Source organism: uncultured Tateyamaria sp. (assembly GCF_947488715.1).
Lineage (GTDB): Bacteria > Pseudomonadota > Alphaproteobacteria > Rhodobacterales > Rhodobacteraceae > Tateyamaria.
Genome location: NZ_CANLAG010000001.1, coordinates 1 through 19,970 on the forward strand (window position 1 = coordinate 1; position 19,970 = coordinate 19,970).

The following is a 19,970-nucleotide window of genomic DNA, read 5'->3' on the forward strand; positions in this document are numbered from 1 at the left end:
CTGAGCCTGAGCCTGAGCCTGAGCCTGAGCCTGAGCCTGAGCCTGAGCCTGAGCCTGAGCCTGAGCCTGAGCCTGAGAAACTATCGCCGCCCATGCCCGTGCCGGTCCAGCCCGAACCTGAGCGGGCCAGCGTCATGCCGCTGATCTTTGCCGGTATCATTGCAGCGATGGCCGGGTTCATTGCAGCACGTGCCGAAATTCTGGATCCACTGCTGCCACCCAGCATGCGCACAACAGCCAACGACACTCGCCTGGCCGAAGATCTGGACGACGCCACCGTGCGCCTGACTGCGGTTGAGACCGCTCTGGCCGAACTGCCCGCACCCGTCGAAGCAACACCTGCGCCTGAGGTAGATCTGTCGCCGGTTCAGGCGGACATCTCTGCGCTGTCTGACCGGATAGACACGCTGGCCGCGCAAGTCCAAGCGTTGCAGGATCGTCCCGCCGCCGTTGCGGATGTGACTGTGCCTGCCGAAGCAATTGACGCGGCATTGGCCGAACTGCGTGACACCGCATCCGCACAGCAGGCCGAAATTGACAGGCTTCTGGCAGACGTACAGACCGCGCAATCCGACGCACAAATGGCAGCAAATGCTGCACTGGCCCGTGCCGCAGCGGCGCGGATCACAGCGGCCTTGCAGTCGGGTACGCCATTTGCCGATGCCTTGGCCGACCTTGAAGCCGCCGGGCAATCGGATATCCCCGCCGCACTGCGCGATGCGGCCGCCGAAGGTGTTGCGCCGCTTTCCCAGCTTCAGGCTGATGCACCGGATGCGGCACGCGCGGCATTGGCCGCCGCCCGCGACAGCGATACATCCGGCGGATTGGGTGGATTTTTGCAACGGCAACTGGGTGTACGATCGGTTGAACCGCGTGAGGGTTCGGACCCGGATGCCGTACTGTCCCGGATCGAGGCCGCCGTGCGGGAAAACAGAATTGGCGACGCATTGGCCGAAGCTGATGCCCTGCCCGAACCCGCCCGAGCCGCGCTTGATCCGTGGTTGAAACAGGCGCAATCGCGTCACGATGCCGTTTCTGCGGCGAATGCGTTGGCTGAACGCCTGTCGGCACTCTAAGAAGGGGCCTTTTCATGATCTGGTCATTGGTAAAAATCATCGTTTTCGTCGTGGTCGTCGCGGCACTGGCCCTGGGCGCAGGCTATTTGCTTGAGGCAGACGGCGGCGTGCAAATTGTCGTTGCGGGCGACGAATACAACTTTGGTCCATTCGAATCCGTCGTGGCGCTGATCGCGCTTGTCTTGGTGATATGGTTGGGTCTCAAGCTGTTGGGCCTGCTGCTTGCGGTGTGGAAATTCCTCAACGGTGACGAAACCGCACTGTCGCGCTATTTCGACCGAAACCGGGCGCGGCGCGGCTTTGATGCCCTGGCCGAAGGGATGATGGCGCTGGCCTCGGGCGAAGGCCGCGTGGCACTGGCCAAGGCCGAGAAAGCGGACAAGTATCTCAACCGCCCCGAGCTGACCAACCTGCTGACGGCGCAGGCCGCCGAACTGGCGGGTGATCGCCGAAAGGCGGAAGAGACCTATCGCAAGTTGGTGGAAAATGACGCGACACGTTTTGTCGGCGTACGCGGCATCATGAAGCAAAAGCTGGCGGACGGCGACACCGACACCGCGCTCAAGCTCGCGGAAAAGGCATTTGCCCTCAAACCCAAACACGAAGAAACGCAGGACGTCCTGCTGAAGCTGCAGGCCGACAAAAAGGACTGGGCGGGCGCGCGTCAGACCTTGTCGGCCAAGCTGAAGCACGGCGCGTTGCCCCGTGACGTGCACCGTCGGCGTGATGCTGTTCTGGCGTTAAGCGAAGCCAAGCAGGTGATGGCCGAGGATGAAACCATCGAGGCGCGCGAAACCGCGATCGAGGCCAACCGTTTGTCCCCCGACCTGATCCCGGCGGCGGTCATGGCCGCGCACAGCTATCTTGAGCAGGGGCAAAAGAAATACGCGACCCGTGTACTCAAGAAAGCATGGGAGGCACGCCCACATCCCGATCTGGCCGCTGCCTTTGCCGCTATCGAACCGGACGAGACGGCAACCGAACGCCTCAAGCGGTTCACCCCGCTGACCCGGTCGCATCAGGACGATCCGGAAACCAAGATGCTGTTGGCCGAACTGAACATCGCCGCAGAAGATTTCCCGGCGGCACGTCGTGCGCTGGGTGATTTGGTGGAAAGTGACCCAACCACGCGGTCCGTCACGCTGATGGCTGCCATTGAAAAGGGTCAGGGCGCATCCGACGCGGTCATTCAGGGGTGGTTGGCGCGTGCCTTGTCAGCGCCACGTGGACCGCAGTGGGTGTGCAACAATTGCCAGAACATTCACGGCGAATGGGCGCCCACCTGTGGCAACTGCTCTGCCTTTGATACGCTGGAATGGAAACGACCCCCGGCAGAGGACATCGTGATGCCCGGCGGCACTGAAATGCTGCCTTTGTTGATGACCGCACCGGCGGCAGATGCTGAAAATGCGGTGACTGTCGTGGACGCGTCAGAGGTCGTAGAGGCCGAAGATCTGGGCAATCCTCCGCCAAAAGCGGACTGAGCCGACTGTTTCTATTGTGATTGGGCAACGCTTTTGGCGTTCTGTCCCGGTGTTTGAGTAATTTGTTTTAGCAACCTCCGGGTTTTCCGGGTACACCTTCGCAAAAGAGACCGCTGGGCGGTCAGAGGGACATATCGTGCAGAAAACCGTTCGCTTGATTTCCGCGTTTTTGGCAATTTTTGTCGTGGCCGCATGTACGCTACCGCGTGGCGCCGCCATCGAGGGCGAAGTGATCCGCAGCGCGGATGACGAAGACGCGCCGTTTTCCGTTGTGGCCGTAAACCAGGCATCCATTCCCCAGATCGGCACGTGGCCGGCAACGGGCTGGGCCGGTCACTACCATTGGTTCAGCGGCACCGCTGGCCCCAAATCCAACCTGATCCGTCCGGGCGACACCATTGATCTGGTGATCTGGGACAACCAGGAAAACTCACTGCTGACCGCATCGACCCAAAAGAACGTGGTGATGCCCGGTCTGGTCGTGTCGCCTTCGGGCAGCATTTTTGTCCCCTACATCGACGAAGTGCGCATCGGTGGTCTGTCTCCTGACCGCGCCCGCCGCCGGATCGAGGAACAGTTGGAACAAGTGGTGCCTGACGCACAGGTCCAGTTGCAGTTCCAGTCCGGCCCCGACAACTCGGTCGATGCAGTGGGCGGGTTCAACGCCCCCGGCACCTATCCGCTGCCGAACCGTAACTTTTCCCTGCTCAGCATGATCTCGACGGCGGGTGGCATTTCGCCCGCGCTTGAAAACCCACTGGTACGCGTACAGCGCGGCGGCCGGAATTTCGAGATTCGTGCCGACACACTCTACGAACGGGCATCGGCCAACGTGGTTCTGCGCGGCGGTGACAAGATTGTGGTCGAAGAGGACGAACGCTATTTCGTCGCTCTGGGCGCCACGGGCACCGAGACAATTGTCCCGTTCACTCAGGAACATATCAACGCCATCGAGGCGCTGGCACTGCTGGGCGGCATCAACGACACACGCGCCAACCCCAAGGGTATCCTGATCCTGCGGGAATATTCGCGCAAGGACCTGCGCAGCGATGGCACTGGTCCGATCCGCACACAGGTAGTGTTCACGATCGACCTCACCTCTGCCGAAGACATCTTTGCCGCGCGCAAGTTCCGCATCAATCCCAAGGATCTCGTGATGGCCACAGAAAGCCCGATTGGGTCCGTGCGCACGGTGTTTGGTCTGATTGGCTCCGTCGTCGGTGTTGGCAACGCGATCAGCAACAACTGATCCACGCAGTCACTGAAGAAATAGAAAAAGCCCCGGCGCAATTTGCAGCCGGGGCTTTTTCGTTTCTGGTTGGTGTGGCGGGATCAAATGCCCCGCCGTCTCAAATCAATAGCGGTAGTGCTCTGGCTTGAACGGGCCTTCGGGTGTGACGCCGATATAGGCGGCCTGCTCGCCGTCCAGCTGGGTCAGCTTGACCCCGATGCGGTCCAGATGCAGGCGCGCGACCTTTTCATCCAGATGCTTGGGCAGGATGTACACTTCGTTGCCGTACTCATCGCCCTTGGTCCACAGTTCGATCTGCGCGAGCACCTGGTTGGTGAACGACGCCGACATCACAAAAGACGGGTGACCGGTGGCATTGCCAAGGTTCAGCAGACGACCCTCGGACAGCAGGATCAGACGATTGCCGTTTGGCATCTCGATCATGTCCACCTGTTCCTTGACGCTGGTCCACTTGTGGTTCTTCAGCGCGGCAACCTGGATTTCGTTGTCGAAGTGGCCGATGTTGCCGACGATGGCCATGTCCTTCATCTCGCGCATATGCTCGATGCGGATAACGTCCTTGTTGCCCGTGGTCGTGACAAAGATGTCAGCCGTGGCAACCACGTCTTCCAGTGTTGTGACCTGGAAACCGTCCATCGCAGCCTGAAGCGCGCAGATCGGGTCAACCTCGGTCACGATCACACGGGCACCTGCACCGGCCAGCGATGCCGCCGATCCTTTGCCCACGTCGCCGTAGCCCATGACCACGGCCACTTTGCCCGCCATCATCGTGTCTGTGGCGCGGCGGATGCCGTCGACCAGCGATTCCTTACAGCCGTATTTGTTGTCGAACTTGGACTTGGTCACGCTGTCGTTCACGTTGATCGCGGGGAACGGCAGCTCACCATCACGAACCAGTTGGTACAAGCGGTTCACGCCGGTTGTCGTCTCTTCGGACACGCCTTTGATCTGGTCACGCACTTTGGTGAACCAGCCGGGGCTTTCCGCCATGCGCTTGGCGATCTGTGCCTTGATGACTGTTTCCTCTTCGGACGTCGGCACGGGGATGATCTCTTCTCCGGCTTCGGCGCGGGCGCCCAGCAGAACATAGAGCGTCGCATCGCCACCATCGTCGAGAATCATGTTGGGGCCGTCGGCAAACTGGAACGAACGGTCCAGGTAATCCCAATGCTCTTCCAAGCTTTGACCCTTGATCGCAAAGACCGGCGTGCCACCTTCGGCAATCGCCGAGGCCGCGTGGTCCTGCGTCGAAAAGATGTTGCACGACGCCCAGCGCACGTCGGCGCCCAATTCCACCAGCGTCTCGATCAGAACCGCGGTTTGAATGGTCATGTGCAGCGACCCGACGATGCGCGCACCGGTCAGCGGTTTGCTCTCACCATATTCGGCCCGACAGGCCATCAGGCCCGGCATTTCGGTTTCTGCGATATCCAGCTCTTTGCGACCAAAGGCAGCCAAAGAGATGTCTTTGACGATATAGTCTTGTGCCATCTGCATCATCCTCATCTAAGTTGGGGATGCGCTATCAGGTTCTGCGTCATCTCTCAATGCGGCTTTGTGGGCTGTGTCGTCACTGATCTGCGAGGCCGGCCAAGAGCAGATCCTCGCTTACGCTGGCACCCCAATCCGATCCCTGGGCAAGGACACAGGACTGACCATCCGCCAGATACTGAACAAGGGTCCATGTCCCACTGTCATCGGACGCCCACACTTGCGTCGACTGGGTCGCGGTCTCTGCAATCGGCGCTTCCCCGTACCAGTCGATCAGGGTTGCTTCCATCTCGGTCGAGGACATGCAGACGGTTGGTGTCTGCGCCACAGCCGGTGCTGCGGACAGTGTCAGAGCGGAAAGACCAAATGCAAAAATTGCGGGTTTCATAGCGTTCTCCTTCGTGGGAAAAACGAGCCGTAGACGGAATTGTTCCATTCAAGCCCCAGGACAGGAAACGGCGCATGGCCAAACAACCCCGCGCATGGCAACGGATGTTGTCGGGACGGCGGCTCGATCTGCTGGATCCGACGCCCATGGATATCGAGATCGAGGACATCGCCCATGGCCTCGCTTTTGTTGCGCGTTGGAACGGGCAGACGCGGGGCGACTATGCCTATTCGGTGGCGGAGCATTCGCTTTTGGTAGAGACGCTTTTTGGCCGGATTGCACCCAAGGCCCCGGCGAAATGGCGTTTGGCCGCCCTGTTGCATGACGCGCCGGAATACGTGATTGGCGACATGATTTCCCCGGTCAAGGCCGCGGTGGGTCCGGGCTATGGCGCGCTGGATGAACGCCTCGAGGCGGCGGTGCACATCCGCTTTGGCCTACCCGCCAAGGTACCTGTTGCCATCAAGCGCCAGATCAAGAAAGCCGACAAGATCAGCGCCTGGATGGAGGCAACCCAGATCGCCGGGTTCACCACTGCCGAGGCGGACAAGCTCTTTGGCAAGCCTGATCCAACGCTGACCACTGACCTCGAAATCGTGCTGCGCCCACCGCTGGACACACGCCGCGCCTTTACCGCACGCCACACCGAATTGCTGGAGCTTTGCCCATGATCACCGTACGCCCTGCCATCGCGCTTGATGCTGCTTCGATGGCAAATCTGCTGAACGCCATCATTGACGAAGGCGGGACAACCGCGCTCACCACCCAAGTGTCCGGCCCCGATCTCGCTGACTGGATGGCATCCAAATACGAACGGGCCGCATGGCATGTGGCTGTGGATGGGTCCGAACAGGTGGTCGGATTTCAGTGGATCGCCAGCGGCACCGATTATTTGCCACCCGAGGCGGCAGAGATCGCGACATTCGTTCAAGTGGGTCAGACCGGACTTGGCATTGGGTCAAAACTGTTCGATGCCACGCGCAAGGCGGCCAAGGAACTCGGTTACAAGTGGATCAACGCCAACATTCGCGCCGACAACGAAGGCGGGCTGATCTATTACCAGTCGCGCGGATTTCAGGACTATGGGCGTATCGAAGGGTACGAACTGGCCGACGGTCAGGTCGTGGACAAGATCCTCAAACGCTACGATCTGTGACGGATCAGCGCGGCGAGCGTTTGGCCAGAATACGCTGTAGCGTGCGGCGGTGCATGTTCAGACGCCGTGCGGTTTCAGACACGTTCCGATCACACAACTCATAGACACGCTGGATGTGTTCCCACCGCACGCGGTCCGCGCTCATCGGGTTTTCGGGCGGCGGGGGCAGGTCATCGCCACGTGCAAGCAACGCATTGGTGATGTCGGTCGCATCCGCAGGTTTCGACAGGTAATCCGTGGCACCGATTTTGACGGCGGCAACGGCGGTCGCAATCGCACCGTATCCCGTCAGAACCACAACCCGCGCATCGGGGCGTTTTTCCCGCAGCACCTCGACCACGTCGAGCCCGTTACCATCCTCAAGCCGCAGATCAACCACCGCATAGGCGGGCGGGCGGGCTGTTGCGATGGCCTTGCCAGCGGTTACGCTATCGGCTGTCTCGATCTCGAAACCGCGCTTTTCCATGGCCTTGGCCAAACGCCGCAGAAACGGTTCGTCATCATCCACCAGCAAGAGCGACTTGTCTTCGCCCAACTCGTACTGTGCTGCATCCGGCATCACGTGCTCCCGTTTCCGCATAAAATTTTGGCTGACACTGAATATGGCGCGGTGTCTGGGTCGGGTCAAATTATTCCGCGTTTTCAGACGTTTTCAACAAAGCATCCAACGCGATCTGCCATGGCTTCTGCGCTGACGTCACGGCGGAAAAATTCGACAAATCCATGCTCGGGCAACACGAGGTAGGTAAAGGTTGAATGGTCCACCAGATAAAACTCGTCGCTCTTGTCGTGGGCCTTGTAATAGGTGCGATACGCCTTGCTGGCCGCGTCTGTCTGTTCCAGCGTGCCGGTCAGGCCAATCATCTTTTCGTGCAGGTTAAAGGCGAAATCGCCCACCAGTTCCGGCGTGTCGCGTTCCGGGTCCACGGTGATGAACACCGGCGTCACGGACATGCCCCGTTCGGCCAGAACATCCACGGCCTCGGCATTGCGGGCGGTGTCCAGCGGGCAGACATCGGGACAGAACGTGTAGCCGAAATAGATCAACGTCGGTTCAGTGATGACATCCTGGTCTGTCACCGTCTCGCCCTCGGCGTTCACCAACTCGAACGGGCCACCGATCTGGTTGCCGTCACCGGCGATCTGGGTGGCGTTGCACTGGGCAAACCCTGTCTTTTCACCACCCCCTTGCGTGGCCCACCAAATGCCCCCGATAAACAGGGCAGCGACAAGGGCGGCAACAGGTGCGATGATGCGGGTCATGGTATCCTCGGGGTTGAATGCGCTACCCTCTAGCTAACGATCCCGTGGCCCAGTGCAACAAACGAAGTAGTGACACAATGGCGCAACCCGACATCGGCCTTTTGACCGGCCAGCAACGCTCTAACTGGATCCGGCTGCGGACCATGATCCTGTTGCGGTGGGTGGCCATCGTTGGCCAGCTTGTCGCGCTGACCGTGGCGCAGCGGATGTACGGCCTGCAACTGGAACTGGGGCTGTGCTACCTCGCGGTCGGGGTGTCGGTCATCGGCAATCTGATCGCGATTTTCGTGTTCCCGGAAAACAAGCGGCTGACCGAACGCGAAAACCTGTTGATGGTGCTGTTTGACCTGTTGCAACTGGGGTTCCTCTTGTTCCTCACCGGCGGGCTGAACAATCCGTTTGCGCTGTTGATGCTGGGGCCGGTGACCATTTCGGCCGCGGTGCTGACCACGCGGTCCACGGTGCTGGTTGCCGCGACGGCCATCGTGATCGTGACTGTGCTGTCGGAATACCACCTGCCTCTGCGCACGGAACAAGGATACCTGCTGCGCATCCCCGACCTGTTTGTGTTCGGCAACTGGATCGCGCTGGTGATTGCCATCTGTTTTATCGGCCTCTATTCGCGCCGGGTGACATCGGAAATTCACTCGATGTCCGATGCCCTGTCGGCCACGCAACAGGCCCTGTCTCGCGAACAAAAGCTGACGGATCTGGGGGGTGTGGTCGCCGCCGCGGCGCACGAATTGGGCACACCTCTGGCGACCATTAAACTGACCAGTGCCGAACTGATCGAAGAGTTGGAGCATATGCCCGAACTGCGCGATGACGCCGCGCTGATCCGGGAACAGGCGGACCGGTGCCGTGACATTCTCCGCGATATGGGCCGCGCTGGCAAAGACGACCTGCACCTGCGACAGGCCCCGCTGATGACCGTTGTCCAAGAGGCCGCAGAGCCGCACACGCATCGCGGCAAGCTGGTGGAATACACGCATGATCCCGACGCGGGCGACGAGATCGACCAACCCGCTATTCTGCGCCAGCCCGAGATCATTCACGGCCTGCGCAACCTTGTGCAGAACGCCGTCGATTTCGCCCGGTCCACCGTCTGGATCGAGGCGCACTGGACCGCCGATATCATCACCCTGCGCATCATGGATGACGGGCGCGGCTTTCCCCCGCAGTTGCTGGGCCGTATCGGTGACCCCTTTGTGCGCCGGCGCAAGACCACCACCGACAGGCAGGAACGCCCCGAATACGAGGGGATGGGCCTCGGCCTCTTTATCGCCAAGACGCTGCTGGAACGGTCAGGCGCCGAACTGACCTTTGCCAATGGCACCGACCCCTACAGCACCAGCACATCGACCGCGCACCATTTGGGCGCAATCGTCGAGGTGACATGGCCGCGTGGCAAGGTCGATGCACGGGTTGGGGAAAACGCCCTGCCGCAACGGGCGAACGAACAATTCCGCATCTGAACTGCCCCACGGAGTGCATTGGTTAACCACGCATTAACCTTAACAAAGCAATACTGACCGCGGGTTGGCAAAAGGTGTTGGCTGGTGACTGTTGTGGAATTGCTTGTCCTCGCTGGTTGTACTGCTGTGTCTTTGGCGGTTGGCCTGTTCTATCTTGGACGTCCCGCGGCCCCGCGGAGCGGTCAGATGCCTGTGCGGTCTGATGGGCTGCACTTTCTCTTTTCCGATCTGGATCTGGAACACGCGTCGCATCATGCGCGTGCGATCCTCAAAACCGGCAGTGCCGAAACCGACTGGCACGCGCTGCGCGATAGCCTGCTGTCCCGTTTTCCCGGCCTGCCCGAGGCAGAGACGCTGCGCGATGCCGTGTCCATGACACTGCCATCCGTCGCAGCCGATGATCCCGCCGTTCTGACCCTCACGCGCGAGGATATGATGACGCGGGTCATCATCGATCAGGACGACACGACGGACGCCAGCACCATACACATCGTCAAATCCCTCGAGGCAGAGCTGGACACCCTGCGTCTTGCCGCGCGGGACGCGCCCTATCCCATATGGCTCGCCGATGAGACGGGGCGCAATCAATGGCAGAACACGGCCTATGCAACCCTGGCCCAGGCCGCCCAACCGGGCGGCGCGCCGCTGTTCGATCTGGCGCAGCTGCACGCAGAGACAAAGGGCACCGTGCGTGTGCCGGTGCAGAACCTGAAAACCGACGTAACCGAATGGTACAACGTGACCGCCACCCGTGCCGGCAGTCAAGTGATCTATCACGCCGTCGACATCAACGCGGTCATTCAGGCCGAAATCGCCCAGCGCAACTTTGTCCAGACGCTGGCCAAGACCTTTGCCCAACTGTCCATCGGTTTGGCCATTTTTGATCGCAACGGGCAACTGGCGCTGTTCAACCCGGCGCTGGTCGATCTGACGTCATTGCCCGCTGAATTCCTCAGCGGACGCCCGGATCTGTTGTCGTTCTTTGACCGGCTGCGCGACAACCGCGTGATGCCCGAACCCAAGAACTACAGCTCTTGGCGGCAAGAGATTACTGACATGATCGCCGCGGCCAGCCACGGCAGTTATCAGGAAACCTGGACGCTCGACACCGGTCACACCTACCGGGTCAGCGGGCGGCCCCACCCGGACGGCGCCGTCGCGTTCCTGATCGAAGACATCACCGCCGAGATTTCCCTGACCCGCAACTTCCGCGCCGAGCTCGAGTTGGGTCAATCGCTGATGGACACATTCGAGGACGCGCTGGCCGTGTTCTCATCCGCTGGTGTGCTGACGTTCTGCAACGCTGCGTACCGGGGCATGTGGAAAATGGACCCGGACAACAGCTTTGCCGACGTGACCATCGTGGACTGCATCAAGGAATGGCAGGCCCACACCCGTCCCGACCCCGCCTGGGCGGACATGCGTGATTTCGTTATGCGGCTGGGTGAACGCGCAGTGTGGGAAACCGATGTGCATCACCTCGAACGCGGGTCCTATGTTGTGCAACTTTCGCCCATTGCATCCGGTGCGACCGTGGTTCGGTTTTCGGAAACCTCCGTTCCCGCACAGGTTCCCGCCCGCGCCTGAGGTCATTCCACTTGCAGCGCGCCGGGATGCAGATAACTTGGCGTAATGACGGACGTTTCCCTCACCTTGGACTGGCTCGACGCGGATGCAACGGCACAGACCGCGCGCGCCATCGGCCTGCATCTCGCCCCCGGCGACACTGTCCTGCTCAGCGGTCCGGTTGGCGCAGGCAAGACGCATTTTGCCCGCAGCCTGATCCAATCCATTCTCCCCACACCCGAGGACGTGCCATCGCCCACTTTCACGCTGGTACAGACCTATGACACCACGCGCGGAACGCTGTGGCACGCGGATCTCTACCGCGTATCCATGGATACCGAGATTGACGAATTAGGACTGGTCGATGCATTTGAGGATGCGATCTGTTTGATCGAATGGCCCGACCGGCTGGGACCTCTGTGGCCAGACACTGCGCTGGCGCTGGACATCTCCGTGGGCGACGACACCCGAACGGCGCGGCTTGGCTGGTCCGATCCAAAGTGGGCCAACCGTCTGGCCGGAGTGACACAACATGCCTGATCGTTCAGACCATATCGCGCAATTCCTGAATACCGCAGGATGGGGGGACGCACCACGTACGTTGGTGGCGGGTGACGCCTCGAACCGCCGCTATGAACGGCTGTCACGCGGTGGCACAACCGTGATCCTCATGGACGCGCCACCGGACAAGGGCGAAGACGTCCGCCCTTTTGTCACCATCACCGAGATTTTGCGCACCGCAGGCCTGTCGGCGCCCGAAATCATCGCGCAGGACACGCAGCACGGCTTTCTACTGATCGAAGACTTGGGTGACGATCTCTTTGCCCGCGTCATGGCCGCCGACCCGACCACGCAGGCCCCTCTGTATGAGGCGGCGACCGACGTGCTGATCCATCTGCATCGGGCACCCGCTCCAGACTTGCCGCGCTATGATGCGGCGACGATGACGACGCTCGCCTGCCTTGCATTCGACTGGTATCAACGCGGAACGACCGGGGATGTGAACGCGGATGACCGCGCCCGTTTTGCCGACGCATTTGAAACTGCCCTGACCCCGCTGGACGCAACACCGCCTGTGCTGATCCAGCGCGACTATCACGCGGAAAACCTAATCTGGTTGCCGAACCGAACCGGTCCTGCGCGTGTCGGGTTGCTCGACTATCAGGACGCAATGCTGGGCCATCCGGCCTATGACCTTGTGTCCATCGCGCAGGACGCGCGCCGGGATGTGAAACCGGACCTGTCCGACATGATGACCACCCGATATGTCGATGCAACCGGCACAGATGCAGATCAGTTTGCCCACGCCTACGCGCTGCTGGGCGTTCAGCGCAACATGCGGATCCTGGGTGTGTTCGCCCGCCTGTCGCTGTCTTACGGCAAACCGCATTATGTCGATCTGATCCCGCGCGTCTGGGCGCATATCCAAACCAACCTGGCACATCCCGAACTCGCCGCGATCGCACCGCTGATCCGGGACAGCCTGCCTGCCCCGACAACTGACCTTCTGACAAGGCTCAAGGACCAATGCGCAACGATCCCCCGGCCCTGATGCTGTTTGCCGCCGGTTTCGGGACGCGGATGCGCCCGCTGACCGACGACATGCCCAAGCCGCTGATTCCCGTGGCTGGCAAGCCCCTGATCGACCACGCCACGGCACTGGCACAGGACGCAGAGGTGGGACAGATGGTGGCCAATCTCCACTATCTGCCGGAACAATTGGAAGCACACCTCGCCAACACGCCTGTTGAGACGATCACGGAAACCCCCGACATCCTTGATACGGGTGGCGGGTTGCGCAACGCGCTGCCGACCCTTGGCACCAACCCGGTTGTGACACTGAACACCGATGCGATCTGGGCCGGGCCAAACCCGATCCGACACCTGCTGGACGCGTGGAACCCCGAGACGATGGACGCGCTCTTGATGTGTATCCCGATGGACCACGCACATGGCCGCACCGGAACGGGCGATTTCGATATCGACCGAGCAGGAACACTGCGCCGTGGCACGCAGGCCTTGTATGGCGGCGCGCAAATCATGAAAACCGACCTGCTCCATTCCGTGTCAGAGACCGCGTTTTCCCTGAATGTCGTTTGGAACATGATGGCGGCGCGCGACCGGCTCTTTGGTGTGCTCTATCCCGGTCACTGGTGCGATGTGGGTCACCCCGGTGGCATTCAAGAGGCCCAGGACATGCTGGCCGCCCACCATGTTTGACCCCGACACCGCCCCTCGCCTGTTTGGATGCCCGGTTGGCGTTGATTTTCCCGCCGCTGTGCTGCGGGGCCTCGAAACCCGGTTGGAAGGGTCCCCGCCCGAGGCATGGGCGCGCGTCACGCTGTTCGTCAACACAAGGCGCATGGCACGTCGCCTGCGCGACCTGTTCGATGCGGGGCCACCCCGGCTGTTGCCGCGTATCCGCATGTTGACCGACCTTGATGACCTGCTGCCGGGCGGGGGTTTGCCGCCCGCGGGATCGGCGCTCAAACGGCGGCTGGAGTTGGTGAACCTGACCCAATGCCTGATCGCGCGCGAAACGCATATCGCGCCAACCACCGCAGGCTTTGATCTGGCCGACAGCCTCGCCAGCCTGATGGACGAGATGCAGGGCGAAGGGGTTAGCGCCGACCGGATTGCGGAACTAGATGTGTCGGACCAGTCGGGGCATTGGGAACGGGCGCAGCAGTTTTTTGGCATCGCGCAGACCTATATCAACAGCATGTCCGACGCCCCCGATCCAGAGGCGCGACAACGCGAAACCGTGCTGCGGCTGGCCGATCACTGGGCCACGTCGCCGCCCGCCGATCCGGTGCTGGTCATTGGATCAACAGGGTCACGTGGCACAACGCAACTGCTGATGCAGGCGGTTGCCCGACTGCCCCAGGGCGCGGTAATCCTGCCCGGTTTCGATTTTGACATGCCGCACGTATGGGACCACATGGCGCGCAACGACATGGGCGAGGATCACCCCCAGTTCCGCTTTCTCAAACTGGCGCAGATGCTGGACATGTCCCCGGCTGACATCACACCATGGTCCGACGACACAGCCCCCTCACCGCCGCGCAACCGGCTGGTGTCACTGGCCCTGCGCCCGGCCCCTGTCACCGACGCGTGGCGCAGCGAGGGGCCCGCGCTGACCGATCTGGATAAAGCCACCGCCAACGTCACCCTGATCGAGGCCGACACCCCACGCGCCGAAGCCATCGCCATCGCACTGCGGCTCAGGGCGGCTGCGGAAACAGGCCAGCGCGCGGCGCTGATCACCCCGGACCGCATGCTGACGCGTCAGGTCACCGCCGCCCTCGACCGTTGGAACATCCTGCCCGATGACAGCGCAGGCACGCCGCTGCACCTATCACCGCCCGGACGGTTTTTGCGCCACGTGGCGCAGCTCTTTGGGCGGCCGCTGGATGCCGAGGCTCTGCTGACCCTGCTCAAACATCCGCTGACGCACACCGGCGCGGACCGGAACCTGCACCAGCGCCTGACTGAACGGCTCGAACTGCGGATCCGCCGCGATGGCCTGCCCTATCCCGACGCGGACGGGTTGGCACGGCTCGCCGCCAAGGAAACCGCCGACGGGATCGAAGACTGGGCGGCCTGGCTGGGTGACACGTTCTGCAATCAACACGTCGCGGGTGACGTCCCGCTTGAGACATGGGTGACCCGACACCTCGCATTGGCCGAAGCGATTGCAACAGGCCGTACCGGCACTGACACGGGTGGCCTCTGGCAGAAAAAGGCGGGGCAAAAGGCGCAGGCGGCCATGACGTCTCTGGCCGAACACGCACAACATGGCGGCGCTCTGTCAGCGGCGGATTACGCCGCGCTGGTCGATGGCATCCTGCAACAGGAAGAAGTCCGCGACCGCGATGCCCCGCACCCCACCATCATGATCTGGGGCACGCTCGAGGCGCGGGTACAGGGGGCCGAACTGGTCATCCTTGCCGGTCTAAACGACGGTACATGGCCCGAGGCGCCCAAACCTGACCCATGGCTGAACCGCAAGATGCGGTTTGATGCGGGTCTGTTGCTGCCGGAACGGCGCATCGGCTTGTCGGCCCACGATTTTCAACAAGCCATCGCCGCACCCGAGGTCTGGCTGACCCGCGCCATCCGATCCGACGACGCCGAAACCGTGCCATCCCGCTGGATGAACCGGTTGCAGAACCTTGTGTCGGGCCTGCCGGGTGGCACGGACATCTGGGACGCGATGCGCACACGGGGCAAGACCTGGCTTGACCACGGCAGGCAACTGGACGCGGCACCCGACACGCCCAAGGCGCCCCGCCCCGCCCCCTGCCCGCCTGTCTCGGCCCGACCCCGCCGCCTCACTGTCACCGAAATCCAGACGCTGATCCGCGACCCCTATGCGATCTACGCCAAGCACGTGCTGCGTCTGCGCGCCCTGAACCCACTGGTCCAAAGCCCCGATGCCCTGTTGCGCGGCATCCTCTCGCACGATGTGATGGAACGCTTTGTTAAGGCGACATTGGACGATCCCGCGCTCTTGCGCACGGACACTCTGCTGGCTCAGGCGGCATCGGTGCTGCAACAAGACGTGCCATGGCCCGCCGCACGTGCGCTGTGGTTCGCCCGGTTTCAGCGCGCAGCCGATTGGATCGTGGCCACGGAACAGACCCGTCAGATGCGCGCCACCCCCACCCTGTTCGAAGAACAAGCCGTAGGCCGGCTGACCCTGCCCAGTATCAAGACCACGCTCGAAGGGCGCGCAGATCGCATCGACGTCGACACGGACGGTGCGGTGATTCTCTATGATTACAAGACCGGCACGCCGCCCAGCCTGGATGCCCAAAAACACTTCGACAAACAGCTCTTGATCGAAGTCGCCATGATCGAAGAGGGCGCATTCGACGCACTAGGCCCCCGCCCGGTGCGCGGTGCGCAGTTCATCGGCATCGGCTCCAACCCCAAGGCGGTTGACGCACCCATCGAAGACGAACCGCCAACCAAGGTGTTGACCGAATTGGTCAGCCTGCTGTCCTCCTACCTCGAAGGGGACAAGGGCTATACCTCGCGGCGCGCCTTGGAAAAGGAACGGCACAGCCGCGACTATGACCAGCTGTCGCGGTTCGGCGAATGGGACATCAGCATGGACCCCGTGCCGGAGGTGTTGGAATGACCGCTCTGCATGACGCCACACGCCGCCAGCACGAGGCGGCGCAACCCATGGCCTCTACGTGGCTCTCGGCCAATGCCGGATCGGGCAAGACCCGCGTGCTGACCGACCGCGTGGCCCGCCTGCTGCTCGAAGAGGTGGAACCCCAGCACATCCTGTGCCTGACCTACACCAAGGCCGCCGCCTCAGAGATGCAGAACCGGCTGTTCAAACGGCTGGGCGCGTGGGCCATGCTGGATGACCCCGAATTGGTCGCCGCACTCGCAGAACTCGGGCTCGACCGGACACCAACGGCCGAAGATCTCAAGGCCGCGCGCACCCTCTTTGCACGTGCGATCGAGACACCGGGTGGGTTGAAAATCCAGACGATCCACTCGTTCTGTGCGTCTCTATTGCGGCGTTTTCCGCTCGAAGCAGGCGTAAGCCCCCAATTCACCGAAATCGAAGACCGCGCCGCCGATCTGCTGCGCGCAGAGCTTGCCGACCAGATGGCAGAGGGACCAGACGCCGCCGCACTCACCGCGCTCGCGGGCCTCTACACCGGCGAAGATTTCCTGAAACTGACAAAAGAGATTGCACGCAACGGGTCGCAGTTTTCCGATATGACGCTGCGCGATGCCCTGCCGCTGTTTGGGCACCCCCCCGACTTGTCCCCCGACCGGATCATGCAGGACACATTTGCACCCGACGACTGGGAACTGATCGACGAACTGGTGCCGGTCATGTTGGGTCAGGGTGTGTCGGACGCGCGTGTTGGCGAAATGCTGCAAGCCATTGTCGCATTGGACCCCGCCAGCCTGTCTATCGCCGAAGCCGCGTTCTTGACCAAAACAGGTACCCGGAAAAAGAGGTTCCCGACCAAGCCGACCCAGACACAGGCGGCGCACCTGATGCCCCGCCTTGAGGCGCTGATGGACCGGGTCGAACAGGCGCGCGACGCCCGGCTCAGCCTTGCCGCCGCCAAACGGACCGTGACACTGCACCAGTTCGCCCGCCATTTCGCGCAACGCTATACCGCGGCCAAGGATCGGCGCGGTTGGCTCGACTTTGACGATCTGATCCAAAAGGCGCGCGATCTGCTGGGCAACAGTGCTGTTGCCGCCTGGGTGCTCTACCGTCTCGACGGCGGGATCGACCACATCCTCGTGGACGAGGCCCAAGACACCAGCCCCGCCCAATGGGACGTTGTGCGCAAACTGGCCGAGGAATTCTCAAGCGGTGATGGTGCGCGCGCGGACGTGACGCGCACCATCTTTGTTGTCGGCGACAAGAAGCAGTCGATCTATTCCTTCCAGGGTGCCGACCCCCGTGAATTTGACCGCATGCAGGCCGAATTCGGCTCTAAACTGGCGGAATCGGGTCAGGTTCTGCACAGCAACACGCTCGACTATTCCTTTCGATCCTCGCCTGCGATCCTGAATCTGGTCGACGCGGTGTTTCAAAACGCGTCCTCGGCGGGCTTTGGTCACAACCTTCATATCGCGTTCAATGACCAGATGCCCGGCCGCGTGGATCTGTGGCCGCTTGTACCAAAGCCAGAGAAAGAGGCTGAACACGAGTGGTTCGATCCGGTAGACCGTCGCCATTCCGAACACGAGGATCGCATCCTCGCCAAGGCGGTCGCGGATCAGATCCGCGACATGATCAATACCCGTGTCATGATCCCGGACGGAAAAGGCGCGCGACCAGTGCAACCACGCGATTTCCTGATCCTGGTCCAGACCCGTGGCGGTGTTTTTGGCGACATCATCCGCGCCTGCAAAGAGGCCGATTTGCCCATCGCCGGCGCTGATCGGCTCAAGGTCGGTGCCGAAACGGCGGTCAAGGATCTGGGCGCGCTCTTGTCTTTCCTCGCCACCCCGGATGACAGCCTGTCTTTGGCGACGGCCCTGCGCTCTCCGCTGTTTGGCTGGACCGAACAAGAGTTGTTCACGCTGGCCCACCGACGAACCGAGAAACACCTGTGGCCTGCACTGCGGGATCAGGGCGAGATTTACCCGGAAACAGTCTCTGTTCTGCATGATTTGCGCGATAGCGTGGATTTCCTGCGGCCCTACGATTTGATCGAACGCGTGCTGACCCGCCATCGCGGACGCCAGCGGCTGCTGTCCCGCCTGGGCGCAGAGGCAGAGGACGGGATCAACGCGTTGCTGTCCCAGGCACTCGCCTACGAACGGTCGTCGGTGCCCAGTCTGACAGGGTTCCTGACGTGGATGGAAACCGACAATTTCGAGGTCAAGCGCCAGATCGACAGCGCCTCGAACCAGATCCGCGTCATGACCGTCCACGGATCCAAAGGGCTGGAAGCACCCATTGTCATCCTGCCTGAATGTGGCAAACGCGAACCGCAGAACCGCGATGACATCATCGACATTGGCGGCGTGCCTGTGTGGAAGACATCCGCCGCGCAACAACCCGCCACAATGTCCCAACGTCTGAGTGAGATGAAGGATGCCCAGCGCGAAGAGTCCCTTCGACTGCTCTATGTGGCTCTAACACGGGCGGAAAAGTGGTTGATTGTGGGCGCGTCCGGTGCCCTCGACAAGGACGGTGACGATTGGCACCAGCGTGTCGGTGCGGGGATGCAGGCATGTGGCGCCGCTGATCTCGCAACCCCGGTGGGTGCGGGCCTGCGGGTGGAACATGGCGACTGGTCGCTTGGCATGCAGACGCAAGACGCTGCACCTGCGGCCCCCGCCCTGCCCTTGCCGGCGCTGTTCCACACACCTGCGCCAGAGTTGCCAACCCCGGACCCCACGCTGTCGCCGTCTGGTTTGGGCGGGGCCAAGGCGCTGCCCGGCGACGGGTTGGACGAGGAAACCGCCAAAGCGTACGGCACATTGGTGCACCACCTGCTCGAACATCCCGGACATGGCGACATGCCCAGCGCCCTGCCCCCCGCGCTGGTGGACGAGGCCAAGGCCGAGGCAACCGCGATTCTCAATGCTCCGCACCTCGCGGACCTCTTTGCCAGCGACAGTCTTGCAGAGGTGGCGGTGACTGCCGATCTGGGCGCGCGGCGCATGCACGGCACCATCGACCGGTTGATCATCACGCCGGACACGGTTCACGTGGTCGACTTCAAAAGCAACCGGGTCACCCCCAAAGACGCAGCGTCCTGTCCCGCAGGCGTTTTGGCCCAGATGGGGGCCTATGCCGTTGCGATGCGTCAGATTTATCCCAACAAGGCATTGAAACTGAGCATTTTGTGGACTCGCACCGCGCATCTGATGCCGCTACCGCACGATATCGTGACGTCTGCATTGGAACGTGCGCAATATCTTGACGATGGTGGGGCGGCTACCTAGGTTGCCCTCCTACGCTTGATCCTGCCAGGAGAACAACAATGGCAACTGTGGCCGTAACCGACGCAACATTTGACGCCGAAGTCAAAAATTCCGATGTCCCCGTCGTGGTGGACTTCTGGGCCGAATGGTGCGGCCCCTGCAAACAGATCGGCCCCGCTCTGGAAGAGCTGTCCGCCGAAATGGAAGGCAAGGTAAAGATCGCCAAGGTGAACGTGGATGAAAATCCCAACTCGCCTGCCCAAATGGGTGTGCGCGGTATCCCTGCCCTGTTCATCTTCAAGGATGGTCAGGTCGTCTCGAACATGGCTGGCGCCAAGCCCAAGGCGGCGTTGCAGTCCTGGATCGAAGAATCCCTCTGATATAACGAC

General features: G+C 61.8%; 17 protein-coding genes. 13 read left to right on the plus strand and 4 right to left on the minus strand.

Annotated features, from left to right (window positions below):
* Positions 1-134: 134 nt before the first annotated feature.
* The 3 genes from Q0936_RS00005 to Q0936_RS00015 all read left to right on the plus strand — a co-directional run bounded on the left by Q0936_RS00005 (position 135) and on the right by Q0936_RS00015 (position 3,809).
* Positions 135-1,076, plus strand: coding sequence for a hypothetical protein (locus Q0936_RS00005; protein WP_299377766.1), 942 nt, complete (start codon positions 135-137; stop codon positions 1,074-1,076).
* A gap of 14 nt (positions 1,077-1,090) precedes the next feature.
* The gene (locus tag Q0936_RS00010) at positions 1,091-2,560 is read left to right on the plus strand and encodes a heme biosynthesis HemY N-terminal domain-containing protein (RefSeq protein WP_299297664.1); all 1,470 of its coding nucleotides are present in this window, start codon (positions 1,091-1,093) and stop codon (positions 2,558-2,560) included.
* Positions 2,561-2,696: 136 nt separating this feature from the next.
* Positions 2,697-3,809: a polysaccharide biosynthesis/export family protein gene (locus Q0936_RS00015; protein ID WP_299297665.1), complete on the plus strand. Its 1,113-nt coding sequence runs from the start codon at positions 2,697-2,699 to the stop codon at positions 3,807-3,809.
* 105 nt (positions 3,810-3,914) lie between these two features.
* Here the strand turns inward: Q0936_RS00015 and ahcY are convergent, their stop codons facing one another.
* The gene (gene ahcY, locus Q0936_RS00020; RefSeq protein WP_299139869.1) at positions 3,915-5,303 is read right to left on the minus strand and encodes an adenosylhomocysteinase; all 1,389 of its coding nucleotides are present in this window, start codon (positions 5,301-5,303) and stop codon (positions 3,915-3,917) included.
* Between the two features lie 79 nt (positions 5,304-5,382).
* Positions 5,383-5,691, minus strand: a complete 309-nt coding sequence (locus Q0936_RS00025; protein WP_299297666.1) for an S-adenosyl-L-homocysteine hydrolase — start codon at positions 5,689-5,691, stop codon at positions 5,383-5,385.
* 74 nt (positions 5,692-5,765) lie between these two features.
* Between Q0936_RS00025 and Q0936_RS00030 the strand changes: the two genes are divergently transcribed.
* Positions 5,766-6,362, plus strand: coding sequence for an HD family hydrolase (locus Q0936_RS00030; protein WP_299297667.1), 597 nt, complete (start codon positions 5,766-5,768; stop codon positions 6,360-6,362).
* Positions 6,359-6,847, plus strand: a complete 489-nt coding sequence (locus tag Q0936_RS00035; RefSeq protein WP_299297668.1) for a GNAT family N-acetyltransferase — start codon at positions 6,359-6,361, stop codon at positions 6,845-6,847. Before Q0936_RS00030 ends, Q0936_RS00035 begins: the two co-directional genes overlap by 4 nt.
* 4 nt (positions 6,848-6,851) lie before the next feature.
* Here Q0936_RS00035 and Q0936_RS00040 read toward each other — a convergent pair whose 3' ends face one another.
* On the minus strand, positions 6,852-7,406 hold the full coding sequence (locus Q0936_RS00040; RefSeq protein ID WP_299139861.1) for an ActR/PrrA/RegA family redox response regulator transcription factor: 555 nt from the start codon (positions 7,404-7,406) through the stop codon (positions 6,852-6,854).
* Between the two features lie 83 nt (positions 7,407-7,489).
* Complete coding sequence (locus tag Q0936_RS00045; RefSeq protein ID WP_299297669.1) at positions 7,490-8,110, minus strand: SCO family protein; 621 nt, start codon at positions 8,108-8,110, stop codon at positions 7,490-7,492.
* Between the two features lie 77 nt (positions 8,111-8,187).
* Between Q0936_RS00045 and regB the strand changes: the two genes are divergently transcribed.
* From regB to trxA, 8 genes are all read left to right on the plus strand, one after another.
* A complete protein-coding gene (gene regB / locus Q0936_RS00050) occupies positions 8,188-9,585 on the plus strand; it encodes a sensor histidine kinase RegB (protein WP_299139858.1) in 1,398 nt (465 codons plus the stop codon).
* A 186-nt stretch (positions 9,586-9,771) separates the two neighbouring features.
* Complete coding sequence (locus Q0936_RS00055) at positions 9,772-11,172, plus strand: PAS-domain containing protein (RefSeq protein ID WP_299377769.1); 1,401 nt, start codon at positions 9,772-9,774, stop codon at positions 11,170-11,172.
* Positions 11,173-11,217: 45 nt separating this feature from the next.
* A complete protein-coding gene (gene tsaE / locus Q0936_RS00060; RefSeq protein ID WP_299294810.1) occupies positions 11,218-11,691 on the plus strand; it encodes a tRNA (adenosine(37)-N6)-threonylcarbamoyltransferase complex ATPase subunit type 1 TsaE in 474 nt (157 codons plus the stop codon).
* Positions 11,684-12,703 (plus strand): phosphotransferase, encoded by a 1,020-nt coding sequence (locus Q0936_RS00065; RefSeq protein ID WP_299294808.1) that lies wholly within the window; start codon positions 11,684-11,686, stop codon positions 12,701-12,703. Before tsaE ends, Q0936_RS00065 begins: the two co-directional genes overlap by 8 nt.
* Complete coding sequence (locus tag Q0936_RS00070) at positions 12,679-13,371, plus strand: nucleotidyltransferase family protein (protein ID WP_299294806.1); 693 nt, start codon at positions 12,679-12,681, stop codon at positions 13,369-13,371. The genes Q0936_RS00065 and Q0936_RS00070 overlap by 25 nt, the downstream gene beginning before the upstream one ends.
* Entirely contained in the window at positions 13,364-16,297 is a 2,934-nt protein-coding gene (addB, locus tag Q0936_RS00075; RefSeq protein WP_299294804.1) for a double-strand break repair protein AddB, read from the plus strand. Before Q0936_RS00070 ends, addB begins: the two co-directional genes overlap by 8 nt.
* Positions 16,294-19,602, plus strand: coding sequence for a double-strand break repair helicase AddA (gene addA / locus Q0936_RS00080; RefSeq protein ID WP_299294802.1), 3,309 nt, complete (start codon positions 16,294-16,296; stop codon positions 19,600-19,602). Before addB ends, addA begins: the two co-directional genes overlap by 4 nt.
* Positions 19,603-19,640: 38 nt before the next feature.
* Positions 19,641-19,961: a thioredoxin gene (gene trxA / locus Q0936_RS00085; protein ID WP_299139844.1), complete on the plus strand. Its 321-nt coding sequence runs from the start codon at positions 19,641-19,643 to the stop codon at positions 19,959-19,961.
* Positions 19,962-19,970 lie beyond the last annotated feature (9 nt).